At 69.0% G+C, this 16,839-nt stretch carries 18 protein-coding genes; 9 read left to right on the top strand and 9 right to left on the bottom strand.

From position 1 onward, the window contains the following. Positions 1-7 precede the first annotated feature (7 nt). The 3 genes from IEY89_RS29200 to IEY89_RS29190 are packed head-to-tail and all read left to right on the top strand — an operon-like array spanning position 8 to position 1,245. Entirely contained in the window at positions 8-550 is a 543-nt protein-coding gene (locus IEY89_RS29200; protein WP_229695466.1) for an SRPBCC family protein, read from the top strand. Between the two features lie 39 nt (positions 551-589). Then, a complete protein-coding gene (locus IEY89_RS29195; protein WP_189150514.1) occupies positions 590-1,018 on the top strand; it encodes a hypothetical protein in 429 nt (142 codons plus the stop codon). 53 nt (positions 1,019-1,071) lie between these two features. Further along, positions 1,072-1,245, top strand: coding sequence for a hypothetical protein (locus IEY89_RS29190; protein ID WP_189150513.1), 174 nt, complete (start codon positions 1,072-1,074; stop codon positions 1,243-1,245). 58 nt (positions 1,246-1,303) lie between these two features. Here IEY89_RS29190 and IEY89_RS29185 read toward each other — a convergent pair whose 3' ends face one another. Next, positions 1,304-2,230 carry an alpha/beta hydrolase family protein gene (locus IEY89_RS29185; protein ID WP_189150512.1) on the bottom strand — a complete coding sequence of 309 codons (927 nt, stop codon included), beginning with the start codon at positions 2,228-2,230 and terminating at the stop codon, positions 1,304-1,306. Positions 2,231-2,337: 107 nt separating this feature from the next. Here IEY89_RS29185 and IEY89_RS29180 point away from each other — a divergent pair, with 107 nt between their 5' ends. Continuing rightward, the gene (locus IEY89_RS29180; protein ID WP_189150511.1) at positions 2,338-2,928 is read left to right on the top strand and encodes a TetR/AcrR family transcriptional regulator; all 591 of its coding nucleotides are present in this window, start codon (positions 2,338-2,340) and stop codon (positions 2,926-2,928) included. A gap of 215 nt (positions 2,929-3,143) precedes the next feature. Here IEY89_RS29180 and IEY89_RS29175 read toward each other — a convergent pair whose 3' ends face one another. The 3 genes from IEY89_RS29175 to IEY89_RS29165 all read right to left on the bottom strand — a co-directional run bounded on the left by IEY89_RS29175 (position 3,144) and on the right by IEY89_RS29165 (position 6,958). After that, positions 3,144-5,606, bottom strand: coding sequence for a SpoIIE family protein phosphatase (locus tag IEY89_RS29175; protein WP_189150510.1), 2,463 nt, complete (start codon positions 5,604-5,606; stop codon positions 3,144-3,146). A 188-nt stretch (positions 5,607-5,794) separates the two neighbouring features. Then, positions 5,795-6,472, bottom strand: coding sequence for a LysE family translocator (locus IEY89_RS29170; protein WP_189150509.1), 678 nt, complete (start codon positions 6,470-6,472; stop codon positions 5,795-5,797). Between the two features lie 207 nt (positions 6,473-6,679). Continuing rightward, entirely contained in the window at positions 6,680-6,958 is a 279-nt protein-coding gene (locus IEY89_RS29165) for a GlsB/YeaQ/YmgE family stress response membrane protein (protein ID WP_164417894.1), read from the bottom strand. 459 nt (positions 6,959-7,417) lie between these two features. Here IEY89_RS29165 and IEY89_RS29160 point away from each other — a divergent pair, with 459 nt between their 5' ends. From IEY89_RS29160 to IEY89_RS29150, 3 genes are all read left to right on the top strand, one after another. After that, a complete protein-coding gene (locus IEY89_RS29160; protein ID WP_189150508.1) occupies positions 7,418-8,182 on the top strand; it encodes a GAF and ANTAR domain-containing protein in 765 nt (254 codons plus the stop codon). A gap of 43 nt (positions 8,183-8,225) precedes the next feature. Then, positions 8,226-8,963: a GAF and ANTAR domain-containing protein gene (locus IEY89_RS29155; protein WP_189150507.1), complete on the top strand. Its 738-nt coding sequence runs from the start codon at positions 8,226-8,228 to the stop codon at positions 8,961-8,963. 566 nt (positions 8,964-9,529) lie between these two features. Next, complete coding sequence (locus IEY89_RS29150; protein ID WP_189150597.1) at positions 9,530-10,192, top strand: GAF and ANTAR domain-containing protein; 663 nt, start codon at positions 9,530-9,532, stop codon at positions 10,190-10,192. A 410-nt stretch (positions 10,193-10,602) separates the two neighbouring features. On the opposite strand, the gene IEY89_RS29145 is transcribed toward IEY89_RS29150, so the two are convergent. Next, entirely contained in the window at positions 10,603-11,073 is a 471-nt protein-coding gene (locus IEY89_RS29145) for an SPW repeat protein (protein WP_189150506.1), read from the bottom strand. A gap of 432 nt (positions 11,074-11,505) precedes the next feature. Here IEY89_RS29145 and IEY89_RS29140 point away from each other — a divergent pair, with 432 nt between their 5' ends. After that, positions 11,506-12,705, top strand: a complete 1,200-nt coding sequence (locus tag IEY89_RS29140) for a hypothetical protein (protein ID WP_189150505.1) — start codon at positions 11,506-11,508, stop codon at positions 12,703-12,705. Positions 12,706-12,716: 11 nt separating this feature from the next. Beyond that, positions 12,717-13,310 (top strand): hemerythrin domain-containing protein, encoded by a 594-nt coding sequence (locus IEY89_RS29135; protein WP_189150504.1) that lies wholly within the window; start codon positions 12,717-12,719, stop codon positions 13,308-13,310. A gap of 132 nt (positions 13,311-13,442) precedes the next feature. Here IEY89_RS29135 and IEY89_RS29130 read toward each other — a convergent pair whose 3' ends face one another. The 4 genes from IEY89_RS29130 to IEY89_RS29115 all read right to left on the bottom strand — a co-directional run bounded on the left by IEY89_RS29130 (position 13,443) and on the right by IEY89_RS29115 (position 16,603). After that, positions 13,443-13,859 carry a DUF7919 family protein gene (locus IEY89_RS29130; RefSeq protein ID WP_189150503.1) on the bottom strand — a complete coding sequence of 139 codons (417 nt, stop codon included), beginning with the start codon at positions 13,857-13,859 and terminating at the stop codon, positions 13,443-13,445. 137 nt (positions 13,860-13,996) lie between these two features. Continuing rightward, complete coding sequence (locus tag IEY89_RS29125) at positions 13,997-14,527, bottom strand: RHS repeat-associated core domain-containing protein (RefSeq protein WP_189150502.1); 531 nt, start codon at positions 14,525-14,527, stop codon at positions 13,997-13,999. 181 nt (positions 14,528-14,708) lie between these two features. Beyond that, positions 14,709-15,368, bottom strand: a complete 660-nt coding sequence (locus tag IEY89_RS29120) for a response regulator transcription factor (protein ID WP_189150501.1) — start codon at positions 15,366-15,368, stop codon at positions 14,709-14,711. Beyond that, positions 15,341-16,603, bottom strand: coding sequence for a sensor histidine kinase (locus tag IEY89_RS29115; RefSeq protein ID WP_189150596.1), 1,263 nt, complete (start codon positions 16,601-16,603; stop codon positions 15,341-15,343). Before IEY89_RS29115 ends, IEY89_RS29120 begins: the two co-directional genes overlap by 28 nt. Positions 16,604-16,839: the final 236 nt, after the last annotated feature.

Raw genomic sequence — 16,839 nt, 5'->3', positions numbered from 1 at the left:
GGGAGTCATGGCAGCGGAGCAGGCGGACCAGTCGCAGGCGCGGACGGCTGAACAGCCGGAGTCGGTGGAGAACGTGGACAACGTGGAGCGGTTCGAGGTGACCCGAGCCATAGCCGCACCGGCGACCCGCATATTCGGCCTGCTGTGCGACCCCAACGGGCATGTGGCGATCGACAGTTCGGGCATGCTCCAGTCCGCCGACGGCGAGGCGGTGCGCGCGGCCGGGGACTCGTTCGTCGTCCACATGGACCGCGAGGCGCTGAACGACCGGCCGATGGGCCGCTACGACGTCACCGTGGAGATCACCCGGTTCGAGCAGGACACGCTCATCGAGTGGACGCCGACCCACCCCGACTTCCAGCCCTCCATCAACCACCGCTTCGGCTACCGGCTCCGCCCCACCGCGAGCGGCACCGAGGTGACCTCGTACTACGACTGGAGCCGCATCCACGAGCGGTACCGGGCCGCCGGGATCTTCCCCATCCTCCAGGAGTCCGCACTGCGTGCCACACTCGGAATCCTCGCCCGGACCGTCGAGGCAACTGCTTGACCAGTACCCGCACGCCCAGAAGGTCAGGTCGGGGTACCCGTGGACGTCGTACGGCACCGGTACGCCACTGAGCTGGGCGAACAACTCCCCCGGGCCGGTATCCCGGCGCACCTCGGCTCGTCCGGCGGCACCGTGACGGACGTCGCGATCGCCCATGGCGCGTACTGGGCCACGTACGGCAGGCATGTACTGACCCAGGCCCGGGATGCCGACGGCAACCGGGTGCTGTGGCTGTACGGCGAGGGCGCGCCCTCCGAAGGCACGACGGTCGACGGCACGACGGTCGACGGCCGGCCGGCCGGGATCACCGCCGGCTGCACGATCCTGGGCGGCGACAGCGACACCGCCGTCATCAGCTACGCCCTCGCAGGCGAGCGGCACCTGGCGCCGGCGGACCTGACCGCCGCGAAGGTCGTCGGCGACGTGACGGTGCCCACCGAGCCGGCGGCCGTCGCGAGGGCCTACTGATCCTCTGCCCGACGGCGGGACTCGGTACGGTCCCACGACCGGGACGCGGGACCGTGAGGGGAACCGGCGCGGAGGGGATCGTGAAGGTCGGTCTCGTCGGACTCGCCAGCGGGACCTCCGAGAACGTCACCCTGACGGCGGACCTGGTCGGCGACGCCGCTGGCGGCGAACTCGTCGACGTGGCACGGCGGTTCGTCGCGGCGATGCGCACGGGCGACCGGCCCTGACCCCACGATGGTCACCCGGTCACCCGGTCACCCGGTCACCGGCCACTTGGTCACTTGGTCACTTGGAATCGACCCGTCCCAGCGGGTCGGGGCCGGCAGTCAGCTCGTCGCGCGCCGACTGCCAGGCGGGGTCCCCCGGGTGGAGCTCGGTGCGGAGGTAGGCCGTGGTGAGCCGTTGGACCACGGACACCCGCGCGGGGTTCTCGTCCGTGGTCTCGGCGACGTCGTATCCGGAGATGCCGCCGAGGCCGTGTTCCGCGTCGAACAGGGTGAGCAGGGCCTTGGGGCCCGGGGCGAGGACATAGGGGTCGGTGTGCCACTCCGGGCCCATGACCGTCAGGTGGGCGGAGGCGTCCTTGTCGCCGGCGACGACGAGCGTGGGTGTCGTCATACGGGAGAAGTCCGTGGTCGAGAAGAAGGGCCAGTTCTCGGCCACGTGCTCGGTGAGGGCGTCGCCTCCCCGGCCGGGCGCGGCGAGCAGGACGCCCGCCCTGATCCGGGGCTCGGTGAGATCCACCTCCGTCCCGTCGTCCGGGTCGGTGAGCCGGGCACCCAGCAGCAGGCTCGCGGTGTGCCCGCCCATCGAGTGCCCGGCCACGGCGACCCTGCCCCGGTCCAGGCGCCCGGCAAGCTGCGGGACTGCGGCCTCGATCTCGTCGAGCCGGTCGAGGACGCGGGTCATGTCCTCGGCGCGCGACCGCCAGTACAGGGGTGCCCCGGGGGTGTCGGAGGGCAGGCTCAGCGTCGTCGAGCTGAGATGGGTGGGCTGGATGACCACGAACCCGTGCGCCGCCCAGTGGTTGACGAGGGGGGCGTAGCCGTTGAACGAGGAGAGGTGGTTCGAGTAGCCCTGACCGTGCGAGAGGAGGATGACCGGCAGTTCGTTGCCGGTGACGGGCGCGGAGATCCGTATCTCCAGGTCCACGGCTCGGTCGGGGGTCTTCAGCACTACCGGTGCGACGGAGAGGACAGAGGTGTCCCTCATGATGCGTACGTCCCTTACACTGAAAGCGGAACAACGTTCCGTTTAATATACGGAGCGCTGTTCCGTTTTGTCAAAGGGTGCCGGAGGACGGCAAGGAGGAGGACAGCATGGTGAACCCTGCGGGCACGTCCGGGAAGGGGCCCGCCCGGAGCAAGCGGGCCGACGCTCAGCGCAACCAGCAGACGCTGCTCACCGCCGCCGCCGCGGTGTTCGTCACCTCCGGCGTCGACGCGCCGATCCGTGAGATCGCGGCCAGGGCGGGCGTCGGGATGGGGACGATCTACCGCCACTTCCCGACGCGGGCGGATCTCGTCGTCGCCGTCTACCGTCACCAGGTCGAGGCCTGCGCCGAGGCCGGCCCGACCCTGCTGGCGGACGCCGCCTCACCGCTCGCGGCGCTGGCCCAGTGGGTCGACCTGTTCGTCGACTTCCTGGTCACCAAGCACGGGCTCGCCAACGCGATGCAGTCGGACACCAGCGGCTTCGACGCACTGCACACCTACTTCCTCGACCGCCTGGTACCGGTCTGCGCCCAGTTGCTCGACGCGGCGACCGACGCCGGCGAGATCCGGCCCGGCACCCGGGCCTACGAGCTGATGCGCGGCATCGGCAACCTCTGCATCAGCCACGGCAGCGACCCGCGCTACGACCCGCGGCGGCTGGTCGAGCTGCTCCTGGCAGGACTGGCGCGGAACTGAGACCGGCGCGGGACCAAGAACGACCCCGGACCGGGCGAGGCACCGCGACCGCAGGGCGGCACGCCCGCGGAGCCGCCCGCCGATCCACCCAAGGTGAAATCCCCGGGTCAGGCGCGTGGGCCGCCGCCCCCGCCGCGCGGTGTTGATCAAGGTTGATCAAGGGCTACGGAAACGTTCGACGCGCCTTTCACCCGCCCCGCGGCGGGCTCGGGCCGTCAGCACCCGCCCCCGTCGCCCGCCCGCCCCGGGAGGTCCTGCTCGGCCCAGATGATCTTCCCGCCCCGGGTGTAGCGCGTACCCCAACGACGGGTCAGCTGGGCGACCAGGAACAACCCCCGGCCGCCCTCATCGGTGGTCCGCGCATGGCCCATCCGGGGCGAGGTGTTGCTGGCGTCGGACACCTCGCAGATCAACCTGTCATGCCGGATCATGCGCAGCCTGACGGGCCCCGTGCCATGCCGGATGGCGTTGGTGACCAGCTCGCTGACCACCAGCTCCGTGGTCATCACCAGGTCCTCCAGCCCCCATCCGAGGAGCTGGCGGACTGCCAGCTCCCTGGCACTCGCGACGATCGCCGGATCCGTCGGCAGGTCCCAGGAGGCGACCCGGTCGGCGCCCAGCGCCTGCGGCCGGGCCAGGAGCAGAGCGACGTCGTCGGTCTGGGGGCCGGTCAGCAGATTGTTCACGACCGCCGAACACAGCTCCTCCGGCGGCAGGCCGGACTGCGCGAGCACATCGCTGAGGCGGGACAGCCCGACGTCGATGTCCTGGTCACTGCTCTCGATGAGACCGTCGGTGTAGAGGGCGATCAGGCTTCCCTCGGGGAGGGAGATCTCGGCGGACTCGAAGGGCAACGAGCCGAGGCCCAGCGGTGGGCCCGCCGGAAGGTCCGGGAAGGTGACCTTGCCGCCCGGGGTGACCACGGCGGGCGGCGGATGTCCGGCCCGGGCCATGGTGCACAGCTGGGTGACCGGGTCGTAGACGGCGTAGAGGCAGGTGGCGCCCAGTACCGCCGTGGCGACGGGCTCGTCGTCGCCGCCCTTCTCCTCCGCCAGGCGGATCACCAGGTCGTCCAGGTGGGCCAGCAGCTCATCGGGCGGCAGGTCCATGTCGGCGAGCGTCAGAACGGCGGTACGCAGCCTGCCCATGGTCGCCGCGGCGTTGAGGCCGTGCCCGACGACGTCGCCGACCACCAGGGCGACCCGGGCGCCGGACAGCTGGATCACATCGAACCAGTCGCCGCCCACCCCTTCCCGTGCGTCGGCCGGCAGATAGCGCGAGGCCACCTCCATGGCCGTCCCGCCGTTCAGCCCCTGCGGGAGCAGACTGCGTTGCAGAGCCAGCGCCGCAGTGTGCTCACGGGTGTAGCGGCGGGCGTTCTCCACCCACACCGCGGCCCGGCCGACAAGCTCCTCGGCGAGCAGCAGATCGTCCTCCTCGAACGGCTGCGGATGTTCCATACGGATGAAGGTCGCCACCCCCAGCACGGTGCCGCGCGCGGACAGCGGCACCCACATCACCGAGTGCATCCCGAACTCCGCGATGCTCCTGGCCCGTGCCGGGTCCTGCGCGACCCACGGGGCGGTGGCCGCGTCCAGGAACGGTTCCAGCACCGAGGTGCAGTTGGCCATGCTCTCGAAGTACGGCGAGGACCTGGGTGCGTCGATCGAGTCGCCGGTCGCGATCACCGACTCCGGGCAGCCCTCGTGGATCGACTGCTGCCCGGCACGCCGCACCAGATACGCGCTGTCGGCCGGCCCCGACCCCGGTTCGTCACCGTGCAGCACCGCTTCCAGCAGATCGACGGTCACGAAGTCCGCGAGCCGCGGCACCGAGAAGTCGGCCAGTTCCTGCGCGGTCCGCATGACATTCAGCGTGCCCCCGATACAGGCGCTGGCCTCGCTGAGCAGGGCCAGGCGCTCCCGGGCCCGCCATCTGTCGGTGACGTCCATGCCCATGTAGCACACGCCCAGCGGGTTGCCGTCCGGGTCGTCGAGCCGAAAGAAGGAGGTGGAGTAGGCGTGTTCCTGGTGCGGATCCGCCCAGGTCCAGCCCTGGTACTCGTAGTCGATGACCGGCACGCCCGTCTCCAGCACCCGCCGCATCTGCGCTTCGAGCGCCTCGGTGTTCAGGCCCGGCAACGAGTCCGACATCCGGCGCCCGAGCCGCTCGTCACGCGGCACACCGCCGTAGCGCTCCAGGGTGTCGTTCATCCACACGTACCGCAGGTCCGGGCTGAGCACGGCCATGCCGAGCGGCGAGCGGGTGAGAAACCCCTCCAGCACCTGCCCGCTGACCGCCCAGGTCGGCGCCTTCGACACGTCGATCGCGGATACGAGCCAGGTCTGGCGGTCGTCCGTGTCGGACATCGCGGTCACCCGCAGCCCGACCTCAAGACGGTGGCCGTCACGGTGCCGGACGCCCACCAGGCCGCCCCAGCTCTCCCGGGTCCCGCACTCCTCGGCGACCTCGGCGGCCCGTGACGCGTCCTCGGAGCGCGCCAGCAGAGTGACGGCGGATCGGTCGAGAACCTCCGCCGCGCCGTATCCCAGGAGCCGCTCAGCGGCCCCCGTCCAGCCGATGACCGTGCCCTTCGCATCGATCACCGCGGCGGCCACATTCGCCATCTCGAACGGTCCGAGCGTTCCGTCCGGTGTTACCCCCTCGGGGAACATCATGAAAGCCGTCCCATCTGGCGGATGGCATATGGGTCATTCTATGGCGTATCGCCCGCCACTGCTCCCTCTCGGGACCACGCCTGGGCCTCGCCCTGCTGCCGGCGCTCGCGGGTGGGAGGCACTCACCGACGCGGACGGTGTCGGCGTACAGGCCTGGACGGCGTCGGCGTACAAGGGGGTCTCAGGTGTCAGGCGATCGCGGTGACACCGATGCCGATGCCGATGAACAGCCATCCGGTCGTCAGCTCCCAGCGGTGACGGAACTTTGGCCGGGCGAGGAGGACCCGTAGGCGCGAGGCGACGGCGACCAGGGCGAACCAGTAGACGATGCCGATGAGGACGTCCACGGTACCGAGGAAGAAGATCTGCCGGGTCATCGATCCGCCGCCACCGTTGACGAACTGGGGCAGGACGCTGAGGAAGAACAGCGCCGCTTTGGGGTTGAGCACGTTGCTGAGGAAGCCCTGCGTGAAGCCGGACCGCCACCGGCCACGGGCGGGGCCGGCCGCGGCGGGGGCCTCCGCCGCCGGGCCGCTCTCCGGGCCGGTGGGCCCCGCCCGCCCGGCGGACCGCTCACGGACCGCCCGCCGGGCTGCCAGCACGGTTCGTACCCCCAGGTAGACGAGGTAGGCAGCGCCCAGCAGTTTGATGGCGTCGTAGACCATGGGGGATCGGACGGCGATCAGCGACAGCCCGGTGGCGGCGGCGAGCATGTGCACGCACAGCCCGGCCTGGGCGCCCAGCCCCGCGGCCCGGCCCTTCGACGGATGTTCGGTCGCCGACCGGAGCACCACGAGGAAGTCCGGCCCCGGGACGAGGTAGGCGACCAGCACCACACCGAGGAACCCGGCGAGGTCGACCGACATCCGCTCTCCGTTCGTCAGCCCTGTGGCCGGTCCGCCGCCGGGGGCGGTTGGTCCAAGAGGGCCGCTACCCGTATGTCCGCGCGAACCTCGCCCAGGTCGCCCCAAGCCCGTATGTCCTGTTGCTTCCTGACAGGCCGACGGCTCCCGGCCTGCGAACAGGGGGGAGCCGTCCAGTGCGTGCGTCACACGCCTGTTGCCTTCAGTGGGTCATGCGTGACGGCTCGAATGCCGGTTACCGGTGACGACGCGGTAGAGGGCGAGCAGGATGAAGGAGCCGACGATCGCGGCGATCCAGGTCGAGATGTCGAAGAACCCGTCGATGGAGTCGACGCCGAATATCACCTTGCCGAGCCAGCCGCCGAGCAGACCACCGGCGATACCGATGAGCATGGTGATGATGATGCCGCCGGGGTCCTTGCCCGGCATCAGGGCCTTGGCGATGACGCCGGCGAGCAAGCCGATGACGATCCACGCGATGATGCCCATGGTTTCCTCCGCTTCCTCAGATAAAGACTGTGTCAGTTTGTCGTCTGCACCGATTACGCCAGAACAAACGTCTTCTTCGTATCCCAGCCCCGACAGCCCTCTCCTCCGGTGGTCCCTGGCTTCTGGCCAATGGGTGGTGGATGGGCGTGGTCCTCCCAGACCGTTCGGCACTGGCTGTTTGGATGACAGGGTTGTGACCGCGTCGGGTTTTCACGCTCCGCGAACGGGGACTCGGCCGCGGTAACCAGCAAGCTGAAGCACCCGGACGAGCCGCTCATCGCGGAGCTGAAGCAGCAGGAAGAGGAAGCGTCATGGCTGCGGGCGGCCGACGGAGGGACCGCGGGACCGACGAGGTGGGCGGCCGAAGGGATCGCCGCCGTCCGCCTGTCGGACGAAGCACCGCCGACAGGGCAGTATCGATGAAGCCGATGATGGTGTGCCCGTGGGGAGGTGAGGGCGGTGGTCGATGATGACGAGTTCGGCAGCGGGGACGCTGAACAGGAGACACGTGCCCGACGGGCCCGCATCACCCGCGAGCTTGTCGAGAACGTGCGCGGGCTGCCACCTGCCGAGGTACCCGACGCACTGTGCCGTGCCTGTGTGAAGCTCCTGCCGGACGTCTCGGGACTGTCGGTGTCGGTTCAGGGCAACGGCGCGGACTCGGGGGTCGTCCTCTGTGCGAGTGACGACGTGGCCGCGCAGCTCGCGGAAATCCAGTACACGCTCGGTGAGGGGCCGGGCACGGAGGCGGTCCGGTTGCGCGCCCCGGTGTTCGCGACGGATCTGACCCGCCCTCCGGATGCCCGCCGCTGGCCACTTTTTTCCGTCCAGGCGACCAAGGCAGGCGCGCAGGCCGTTTTCTCCGTTCCGCTGGCCGGTGCCGGACGGCCGCTGGGCACCCTTGACCTGTACCGGGACACCGTCGGCTCGCTCAGTAAGGATCATGTGCGCACGTCGCTGCTGGTCGCCGATGCCGTCACGCTGGCCGTGACAGCCCTCGACCACTCTTTTACGGACCCGCAAGGGGTCGTAACGTGGCTGGAGGGGGTCGAGTCCGATCGGGACGAGATCCACCAGGCCACAGGAATGATCATGGTGCAACTCGGAGTGACTGCCGAAGAGGCCGTCCTGCGCATCCGCGCCCGGGCCTTCGCCCAGGGCAGCACCTCGACGGAGATCGCGCGGGCCGTCATCGACCGCACCCTGGACATGCGCCGTGAATGAACGAGCAAGCAGTACGTGTGACGACAACGCCGGGGAGGCGAGCATGAACCGCGAACGGCAGTTGGCGAAGGCATTCGTCGACCTGGCGGACACCTATGCGTCGGAGTTCGATCCGCTGCACCTTTTCAACCGACTGGTACGCGCCTGTACGGAACTGCTGGCAGTGGACGCTGCGGCAGTGATGGTCGCTGACGCGCGGGGCGGTCTGCGAACGATGGCCGCCACCAGCGACGAGGCCGCGTTCGTGGAGTTGCTGCAGATGCAGACCGGCAGCGGCCCCTGCATGGACTGCTACCGCACCGGCGTGGCCCACAGCGTCCCCGACATCACCGCCGAACGTGACCACTGGCCGGAACTGGTCACCGCCATGACCGACGCCGGATACCGGTCGCTGCAGACCGTTCCGGTCCGTCTCCATGACCGTCCCCTGGGCGGCCTCACCCTGCTGAACAACAACGCCGGAGCCCTCCCCGACGACGACGTGCACCTCGCGCAGGCACTGGCGGACTGCGCGGCGCTGGCCCTGATGCACTGGTCCACCGAACCGGCCCGAAGCGACGACGTCATCACCCGCGTACAGAGCGCCATCTCCGTCAAGGCCATCCTGGAGATCGCCAAAGGCATGATCGCCGAGTACGCGGGTGTGACCATCGCACAAGCCGGGCAGCTCCTGACCGACTACACGAGCCACCACCGGGTCAGCCTCGCCGAAACCGTCCACGCACTGGTCAGCCACAGCATGAACCCGGCCGTCATCGTCCCCGCGCGGAAGCCTGGTTGAGGGCGGGCGCACTGATGCCCATGGCACGTCGGGCAGGGTTCTCCAGCGTGCTGGGGCGCTGTGCGCTTGCACGACCACGGCTACGGCTACGGCTACGGCTACGGCCAGGCGACCGGCGAGAGGCCCGGCAGCGGCTGGCCAGGGGGCCTCAGCAGGGGTGATTCGGCGATCACGCGCAGTTGTGTTTTGCTGTGCGCGAGACGGTCACGAGTACCCGCCATGCCTGCTCAGGGCGAGGGCGAGGGCGAGGGCGAGGGCGAACGAAGCCTGCACATGCCGCAAGCCGTGTCGTCGTCCCTTGAACCGACGTCCGAGAGATGGCGATGCCGGCACCTGCCGCGCATACGTCGGACACCGCAACCGGCATCCGCACTCAGCGGTCCCTCCCCTCAGCAAGCCCTCTCAGGAGCATGACGCCGACGTGCCCAGAACGCGTCACCGGGTCGTCTGCCGCCCGTATCCGTTCCGCTTCGCCGCGAGGCTCGCGTGGAAGGCTGGGTATGAGGTCTGTCCAGGCGGAACGAGAAGTGGAGGACCAAGTGGACTGGGGATGGTTCGCCCAGCAGATGACGTCGATGGCGCGGGATCTCCTGGCGCAGGACTCGGTGGACGCCACACTCCAGCGGATCACCACGGCCGCCACCGAACTGGTCGACGGCTGTGACGCGGCAGGCATCCTCATCCTGCATGACATGAAGGTGGAGAGCCTCGCCCCCACCCACCAACTAGTCACCGACAGCGATCAGCTGCAACAGCAGCTGGGCGAAGGGCCGTGCTTCGACGCCGCCCACAGCGCGCGCGGGCAGCGGGTCTTCCGTATCTCCAACCTCACCAACGACTACCAGCGCTGGCCCGGCTACGCCCCCCGGGCCAGCGCGCTCGGCGTGGGCAGCATGATGGGCTTTCTGTTGTTCACCGACGACGAAGACCTCGGCGCGCTGAACTTCTACTCCCATGAAGCCGGGGCGTTCACCGAGGACAGCGAGCTGGCCGGGCTGCTCCTGGCCTCCCACGCGGCCATCGCCTTCTCCAGCGCCCGCACCCATGCCCAAATGGAGCACGCCGTCGCCACCCGCCACCTCATCGGCGAGGCCATGGGCATCCTCATGGGCCGCCACCACATCACCGAAGAACAGGCGTTCGACGTGCTGCGCCGCTATTCACAGAAGAAGAACATCAAGCTCCGCGAGGTCGCCCGCCGGGTCTGTGAACAGGGCACCCTGTCCTGAACCTGCCCCGAGGCTTCCTCCTGGCTCAGGGTCCAACCGACGAGGCTCTGCCGATCAGCCGTCCTGTCTGGCCTGGTCCGTCTGGCCTGGCCGCTTTGGCGTCAGGTGGAGCGGCCCGCCTCCGACGAGTACCGGAGTGCCGACTTTTGACACGATCGAGTACCACGACGGGTCTGGTGTGTCCGGTGACACCGCCGGACACACCACTGGCCGTCCGAGCCCTGGGCGCTGTGGACTCGCTTGATCGAAGCCGGTGGGAGCGGCCCACGACGCCACCGGCGCCGAAGGCTGAGGACGCGGAAGACCATTCCACGATGGGGCGCTGGGCAACTACTCGACGAGATGCCCAGAGCCCCAGCAGAGCCGCTGCACGGCGCTACGGCGAATGATCCAGGGTCCGGAGACTCACGTCAGCCGGGCCTCCGGGCGGAGCGGGTGCTCCTGCTCCTGTCGGTCTCCTTCGCCGCCGCGGCGGCGGCCAGAGCGAGCACCAGTGCGACGATGCCGACGATGACGTTGTTGACGACGCTGCGCGTGGTGTCCACGTTCCCTGCCACCACCCACGGCGCGACGATGGTCCACGCTCCGAGCATCGCGGCTGCCCACGCCCTGGCGTGCGTGCGCTCGTAGGCGTGGCCGAAGCCGCTCAGCAGCAGCGCGTAGGCGATACCGGTGATGAGGTTGTTCACGGCCAGGGTGGTGAAACCGTTGAAGCCCGCGATCCAGGGCGATGCGGCCAGATACAGGCCGGTCACCATGGCCAGTGCCTCGACGGCCTGCCCTCGCTGGGTCGACGCCGCCCGCTCGGCCCGGGCGTGGCGCTCCCGCATCTCCGCCATGTCCGGGTGCGACTCCATAGTGGTGTGAGTCTGGTCGGTCATGCTCGCCTCCCGCGTCAGGGGTCCACGCTTCGCGTGACCCAGGGAGTGACGGGTACCCGCCAGAACTGCACAAAACCCCATATAGCGGATGAAAGTATGTGACTTTCTCCGCAGGCGGGTCATCGGCGCTCCACGTGGTGCCGTCCGGCACCAACCACGCACGGTCTCCGAGTGACGGCCAGGGGAAGACCGATGTCCCCCCTTCACGACCGACTCCGGGTGCTGTCCGACCCTGGTGCTCATCTCGCACCGCGGGTGCGACCGAACAGCCCATCCAGGTGTTCGAAGGGAGGGCTGGTTCAGCCGTTCGGGCGTGGGCGGTGGCCGCGGGAACCCCAGGGCCAAAACATGGCGACACCGCCCTGTGGCGTGCATGCGGTAGTGCGACAGGGGTACCCCGCCCACCCGGCCAGTCACGAGGAGTCCTCTGCCATGACCTTCAATCCACTTGAGCAGCGGGGTATCCCGCTGGACCGCCAGCTGCGCAGCTGGCGCGAGCTGAACGTGAAGCCGATCGATCCCGACCACTGCGACCCGTACACCCGGTGTCGCATCATCACGATGAACGGGATCGAGGTGGAGGCCATCTTGTTCAGCCACCAGCTCGCCCGCAACACCGTCGATCCCGAGGTGAAGCGGCAGCTCGCGCGGACCCGTTACATCGAGGCGCAGCAGCAGAAGGTGGTGAACTGGCTGCTGCCCGGCGTGTCCTCGGTGCTGGAGACGACGATCGCCTACGAGCAGGTCGCGGTGGACCTGACGGCCTGGGTGGCGCGGATGGAGCCGGACCCGTATCTGAAGCAGGCGTATCAGTTCGGGGTGCTCGAGGACTTCGACCATCTGTACCGGTACGCCAACCTGTACGAGATGATCGAACACCGCAAGGCGGAGTCCATCGTCGACGGACTGACCGAGGTCATGCCGGGACGGCCGACCAGGTTCCACCACCGCGACCCGGTCGACAACGTGCGCGATCCGTACACGAAGGACGAGACGAACCCGCTGTCGAAGCTGCACGCCCTGACGATCCTGTCGGCGGAGCAGCAGACCATGAACTTCTACATGAACACGGGCCCCACCTACATGGAGCCGATCGCCCGCCAGCTCTACCAGGAGATCGGGCTGATCGAGGAGGAGCACGTCACCCACTACGAGTCGCTGGTCGACCCGGGCGAGACGTGGTGGGAGCAGCTCGTCAACCACGAGTACAACGAGTGCTACCTCTACTACTCCTTCATGGAGCAGGAGAGCGACCCCAGGGTCAAGGCCATCTGGGAGCTGCACCTGAACATGGAGCTGGAGCACCTGCACATCGCCTGTGACCTGATGCGCCGTCATGACGGGCGCGAGCCGCAGGAGGTGCTGGCGCCCGAGCTGCCGAACGTGCTCACCTTCGAGCCGAACAAGCAGTATCTGCGCGAACTGCTGGACACTCAGATGGACCTGACCACGCTCGGCGCCGGCTATGTGCGTGAGCAGCACGAGCGGTTCGAACAGATGCAGGAGCAGATCCACGGCGGCGAGGAACCGCCCAGCGACCGGGTCATGGCGGAGCACGAGGCGATGTTCGGCCGCGAGTACCGCATCGAGTCCGAGGGCGAGCACCCCGACCCCGACCTGCGCGAGAAGTAAGGGGACCGGCGATGACCGATCTTGAGACCCCGCAGGCCGGTGACGACGGAGCCCAGGACCTCGATGTCGTGGCGTTGTTGATACGGCAGCACGGCGACATCCGCAACCTCTTCGACGAGGTCGAGTCGAGCACCGGCGACGAGCGCCGTGACGCATTCCGGCGTCTTGTACGGCTGCTTGCCGTGCACGAGACCGCCGAGGAGGAAATCGTCCACCCCTTCGCCCGGCGGGCCATGCCCGGCGGTGCGCAGGTCGTCGAGGACCGGCTCGCCGAGGAAAGGGCGGCCAAGGAGACCCTGGCCGCTCTCGACGACCTCGACACCGGCGACCCGAAGTTCATGCCCCAGCTCATGAAGCTGCGCAAGGACGTCCAGGAGCACGCGCGGGCCGAGGAACGCTACGAGTTCACCCACATCCGCCGCAGCACCGACGTCACCAACCTCGCCGCCATGGCGAAGGCGGTCAAGGCCGCCGAGGCGATGGCGCCGACCCGCCCGCACCCCGGTGTCGAATCGACAACGGCGAACATGGCGCTCGGCCCGGTCGCCGCCCTCGTCGACCGCACCAGGGACGCCGTCCGCAACGCCATGGGCAAGAACGGCTGACGGGCAGGCACAGCCGGGCCAGCAGCGCTCACACCTCGCGGTTCCGGCCGCCGCCGGAGAGACCCTACGACGCCGGATCCATGTCCAGCATGCTCTCGGTGCCGGCGGAACGGCGTTCCGCGCGTACGCCCGTCACTTTCCCACCCCCGTAGCCAGTACCGCGTCGACGAATTCCCGCGGCGGCTGGTATGCGTGGTCCGCCACGTAGTGCACGACCAGCGCCGGGGCGGCGTACACACGACCTTCGCCGCGCCGCACATGGACCTCTCCGCTGCCGATGAACACATCGCGAAACCTGACGTTCTTCCGCGCTTCCTGGAAAGTCGGGCAGAAGTCGCAGAAGTGCATGCCCCGGTAGACGTTCACCGTGTCCCTGGCCAACTCCAGGAGGTCTTCCACGAATCTCTCCGGGACGTCGCCCCGCGGGAACTCGTGCCCCTCGGCGAGCCACCCCACGTTCAACAAGGCCGCGTCAGAGCCCGCGCCCTCAACCGTCTCGTCCGCGTCGTCCGAGTACTCGTACGGGCTGAGATCCTTGTAGTACGCCATCGCTCACCTCCTGGGGTCATATGCTCGCGGCAGATCGCAACGCGGCACGCACACATGTTCGGTTCCAGGGCGTCACTCAGTCTGATCGGCGAAACCGATGGAGTCCTTGAGTTTCTTCCCGTCCTCGACGTAGAACTTCACCCACGTCCCGGTCGGCACCGTGGCGTCCCCGTCTCCGCGCCACCACCGCCACCACCGCCTCCGCTGTGCGAGGAAGACGAGGACGCGGAGGATGCGGTCGCCGTGGTCGTCGCCGGTGCGGGTGCGCTGCCGCAGTCGATGGCGCACGTGTTCATCGTCGGGTCGTTGTACCAGTCGTCCATACCCGTCGGATCGCTGCCCGAGACCGGGTTGTCCGCCGCGTACGTGTACCCGTCGATCTGCTGGGCGTCCGTCAACTCCAGGACCGGATCGTCCGACACGAACCGGCCGGTCGTCGAGTCGTACTCCCTCGCCCCCAGGTGCGCCAGACCCGTCACCAAGTCCTGCACACCGCTCACGAAGCCCTTGTCACCCAGCCACGAACCCGAACTCGACTGCGTACCCCGGGCGTTGCCGAACGGGTCGAGCCGCCGCGTGATCGTCTGCGTCGTCGCGTCCACCGCGGTCTCCGCGGTGTCGTGCCCGTCAGTGACCTGCCACTGCGGGCTGCCCGTGCTCGTGCGCACCTTGCCGCGCCTGCTCGCCCCGTACTACCAGGACGGCCACGAAGACGCCGAGCCGGACACGACGCCCCCGCACCCTCACCATCTCCCAGCCCACCTGGCCCGCCATGCCCGGTGCCGCATCCTGCGTATCGTGGGCGCGGAGGATGGCCGCACGGGGTCGGGGCGGGGACCAGGCCTCGGCTCATGCCCGCAGGTAGGCGAGGACTGCCAGCACCCTGCGATGGGTTTCGTTCGCGGGTGGCAGGTCCAGCTTGGTGAGGATGCTGCTGATGTGCTTGCCGACGGCCGCCTCGGACACCACCAGTTCGCGGGCGATCGCCCCGTTCGACTTGCCTTCCGCGATCAAGGCCAGTACCTCCCGCTCGCGCGGTGTGAGCCGCTCCAGCGGATCGCGGCGACGGCGCAGCAGTTGGCGTACGACTTCGGAGTCGACGACCGTGCCTCCGTCGGCGACTTCACCCAGGGCGTCCATGAACTCCTCGACCTGGCCGACCCGGTCCTTCAGCAGGTAACCGACGCCCGTGCCGTCGCCGGAATCCAGCAGTTCGGACGCGTACGTCCGCTGCACGTACTGACTAAGCACCAGAACGGGAAGTGCGGGCCGCTTCTCGCGCAGTTGTAGCGCCGCGTGCAGTCCTTCGTCCTGGAAAGCCGGGGGCATACGGACGTCGGTCACGACGATGTCGGGGGCGTGCTCCTCGACCGCTGCGACCAGTGCCACGGCATCACCGACAGCCGCGACCACCTCGTGGCCGCAGCGGGTGAGCAGACTGATGAGTCCTTCCCGCAGCAACACGCTGTCCTCGGCCAGTACTACGCGGAGCGGTCTGTCAATTCGCAAGGAAACTCCACACACAACAGGGTCGGTCCGCCCGGTGGACTGGACAGAGAAAGTCTGCCATCCAGCACCGACACCCGGTCCGCGAGTCCGGTCAGCCCGCTGCCGGTCCCCGCAACCGCGCCGCCTCGGCCGTCGTCGGACACCTGCAGGAACAGAAGTCCGTCGCGGTACCCCCCGGCCACCTCCGCGGAGTTGGCCCCGCTGTGCTTGGCAATGTTGGCGAGGGCTTCGCAGACGACGAAGTACGCGGCAGCCTCGACCGCCTGGGGCAGCCGCCCGGACAGCTCCAGGTCGACGTCCACGGGAACCGCGGAGCGGTCCGCCGCGTCAGCGACCGCCGCCTGGAGACCGTAGTCCGCCAGGACCTTGGGATGGATGCCGTGGATGAGTTCCCGGAGCTCCGCGAGCGCCTTGCCCGCCTCCGCGTGAGCCTTGGCCAGTTGGTCGGCCAGCGGCCCGGGCGGCACGTCCAGGCGGGCCAGGCCGAGTGTCATCGTCAGTGCCACCAGCCGTTGCTGCGCCCCGTCGTGCAAATCGCGCTCGATGCGTCGCCGCTCCGCCTCGAAGGCATCGACCAACCGGAACCGCGAGCGCGTCAGTTCCACGACCTTCGCCCCCAGATCGCTCTCACGCGGCGCGATCAGCAGACGCGTCAGCTCTGCCCGGGCACCGGCCGCGGCCCCCAGGGCATAACTGCCCAGGACCAGGAGGACCAGCCCGAGTACGGCGATCCCGAAGGCCGTAGGCCACGTGGTGACCATCCAGACCTTGAGCACCTTGGTCTCTTGGCCGTCACCGACTGTCGCCATCACGAGCGGGGTCGCGATCATCGCCAATGGGAAGAGCAGACCGACCGTGATCGCGAAAGCGTCGACCGGCCACAACAACCCGGCGAACACCAGCGCGTATCCGAGTTCTCGCCAGGTCGTCTGTTCCCTCAGTCGCGTCGCCAGCCACGGCCACAGCCCTTTGGCGGCCGGCACCTGGTGCCGGTCGGCGACCGGGTCATGGTCGATCAGGCGCAGCCTGTGCCGCTCCGCCCACGCCACCGGGATTCCGGTGAGGGCCACGACGACGAGGAGGGGAAGCCCCACGAGCACGATGGCGAGGACACCGCCGACCACCGCCATGCCCACGATCCCCACGAGAGCGACAACGCCGGACAGCACGCCGGTGAGCAGGTAGGCGACCGACCGCCATGGCCACGGCGAGAGCAGGAAGCCCGGCGTGGCCATGGCCTGCCACACGTTCCGAGGGTGCATTCCGTCAGCGTAGAAGGTGCGGCCCGGCCGGTGCCATCGGTCCAGGGGGTGGTCCGGGGGTATGGCCAGCCCTACCCCCGGTGGTATGGCGGCAGGTCACGGTCGCTTCCCTGCAGGGTTCTGCCACCGCAGCTTGCTGCCGTATCGAAGCAGCAATTCCGCCAACCTGCGGCGTGAGCATTGGCCGGAGAACGACGCTTCGGCGTTCC

It is taken from the genome of Streptomyces lacrimifluminis, assembly GCF_014646095.1.
In the GTDB taxonomy this organism is placed as follows: domain Bacteria; phylum Actinomycetota; class Actinomycetes; order Streptomycetales; family Streptomycetaceae; genus Streptomyces; species Streptomyces lacrimifluminis.
The sequence above is the reverse complement of the archived record's forward strand: the minus strand, read 5'-3'. Positions and strand labels throughout refer to the sequence as shown.

What these genes read in the sequence shown, in the direction of transcription:
- IEY89_RS29185 (WP_189150512.1), bottom strand. Translation starts at nt 2,230, where the DNA reads ATGAGGGACACCTCTGTCCTCTCCGTCGCACCGGTAGTGCTGAAGACC.
- IEY89_RS29115 (WP_189150596.1), bottom strand. Translation starts at nt 16,603, where the DNA reads ATGGCCACGCCGGGCTTCCTGCTCTCGCCGTGGCCATGGCGGTCGGTC.
- IEY89_RS29150 (WP_189150597.1), top strand. Translation starts at nt 9,530, where the DNA reads ATGACGTCGATGGCGCGGGATCTCCTGGCGCAGGACTCGGTGGACGCC.
- IEY89_RS29175 (WP_189150510.1), bottom strand. Translation starts at nt 5,606, where the DNA reads ATGATGTTCCCCGAGGGGGTAACACCGGACGGAACGCTCGGACCGTTC.
- IEY89_RS29140 (WP_189150505.1), top strand. Translation starts at nt 11,506, where the DNA reads ATGACCTTCAATCCACTTGAGCAGCGGGGTATCCCGCTGGACCGCCAG.
- IEY89_RS29165 (WP_164417894.1), bottom strand. Translation starts at nt 6,958, where the DNA reads ATGGGCATCATCGCGTGGATCGTCATCGGCTTGCTCGCCGGCGTCATC.
- IEY89_RS29135 (WP_189150504.1), top strand. Translation starts at nt 12,717, where the DNA reads ATGACCGATCTTGAGACCCCGCAGGCCGGTGACGACGGAGCCCAGGAC.
- IEY89_RS29145 (WP_189150506.1), bottom strand. Translation starts at nt 11,073, where the DNA reads ATGACCGACCAGACTCACACCACTATGGAGTCGCACCCGGACATGGCG.
- IEY89_RS29170 (WP_189150509.1), bottom strand. Translation starts at nt 6,472, where the DNA reads ATGTCGGTCGACCTCGCCGGGTTCCTCGGTGTGGTGCTGGTCGCCTAC.
- IEY89_RS29130 (WP_189150503.1), bottom strand. Translation starts at nt 13,859, where the DNA reads ATGGCGTACTACAAGGATCTCAGCCCGTACGAGTACTCGGACGACGCG.
- IEY89_RS29155 (WP_189150507.1), top strand. Translation starts at nt 8,226, where the DNA reads ATGAACCGCGAACGGCAGTTGGCGAAGGCATTCGTCGACCTGGCGGAC.
- IEY89_RS29180 (WP_189150511.1), top strand. Translation starts at nt 2,338, where the DNA reads ATGGTGAACCCTGCGGGCACGTCCGGGAAGGGGCCCGCCCGGAGCAAG.
- IEY89_RS29200 (WP_229695466.1), top strand. Translation starts at nt 8, where the DNA reads ATGGCAGCGGAGCAGGCGGACCAGTCGCAGGCGCGGACGGCTGAACAG.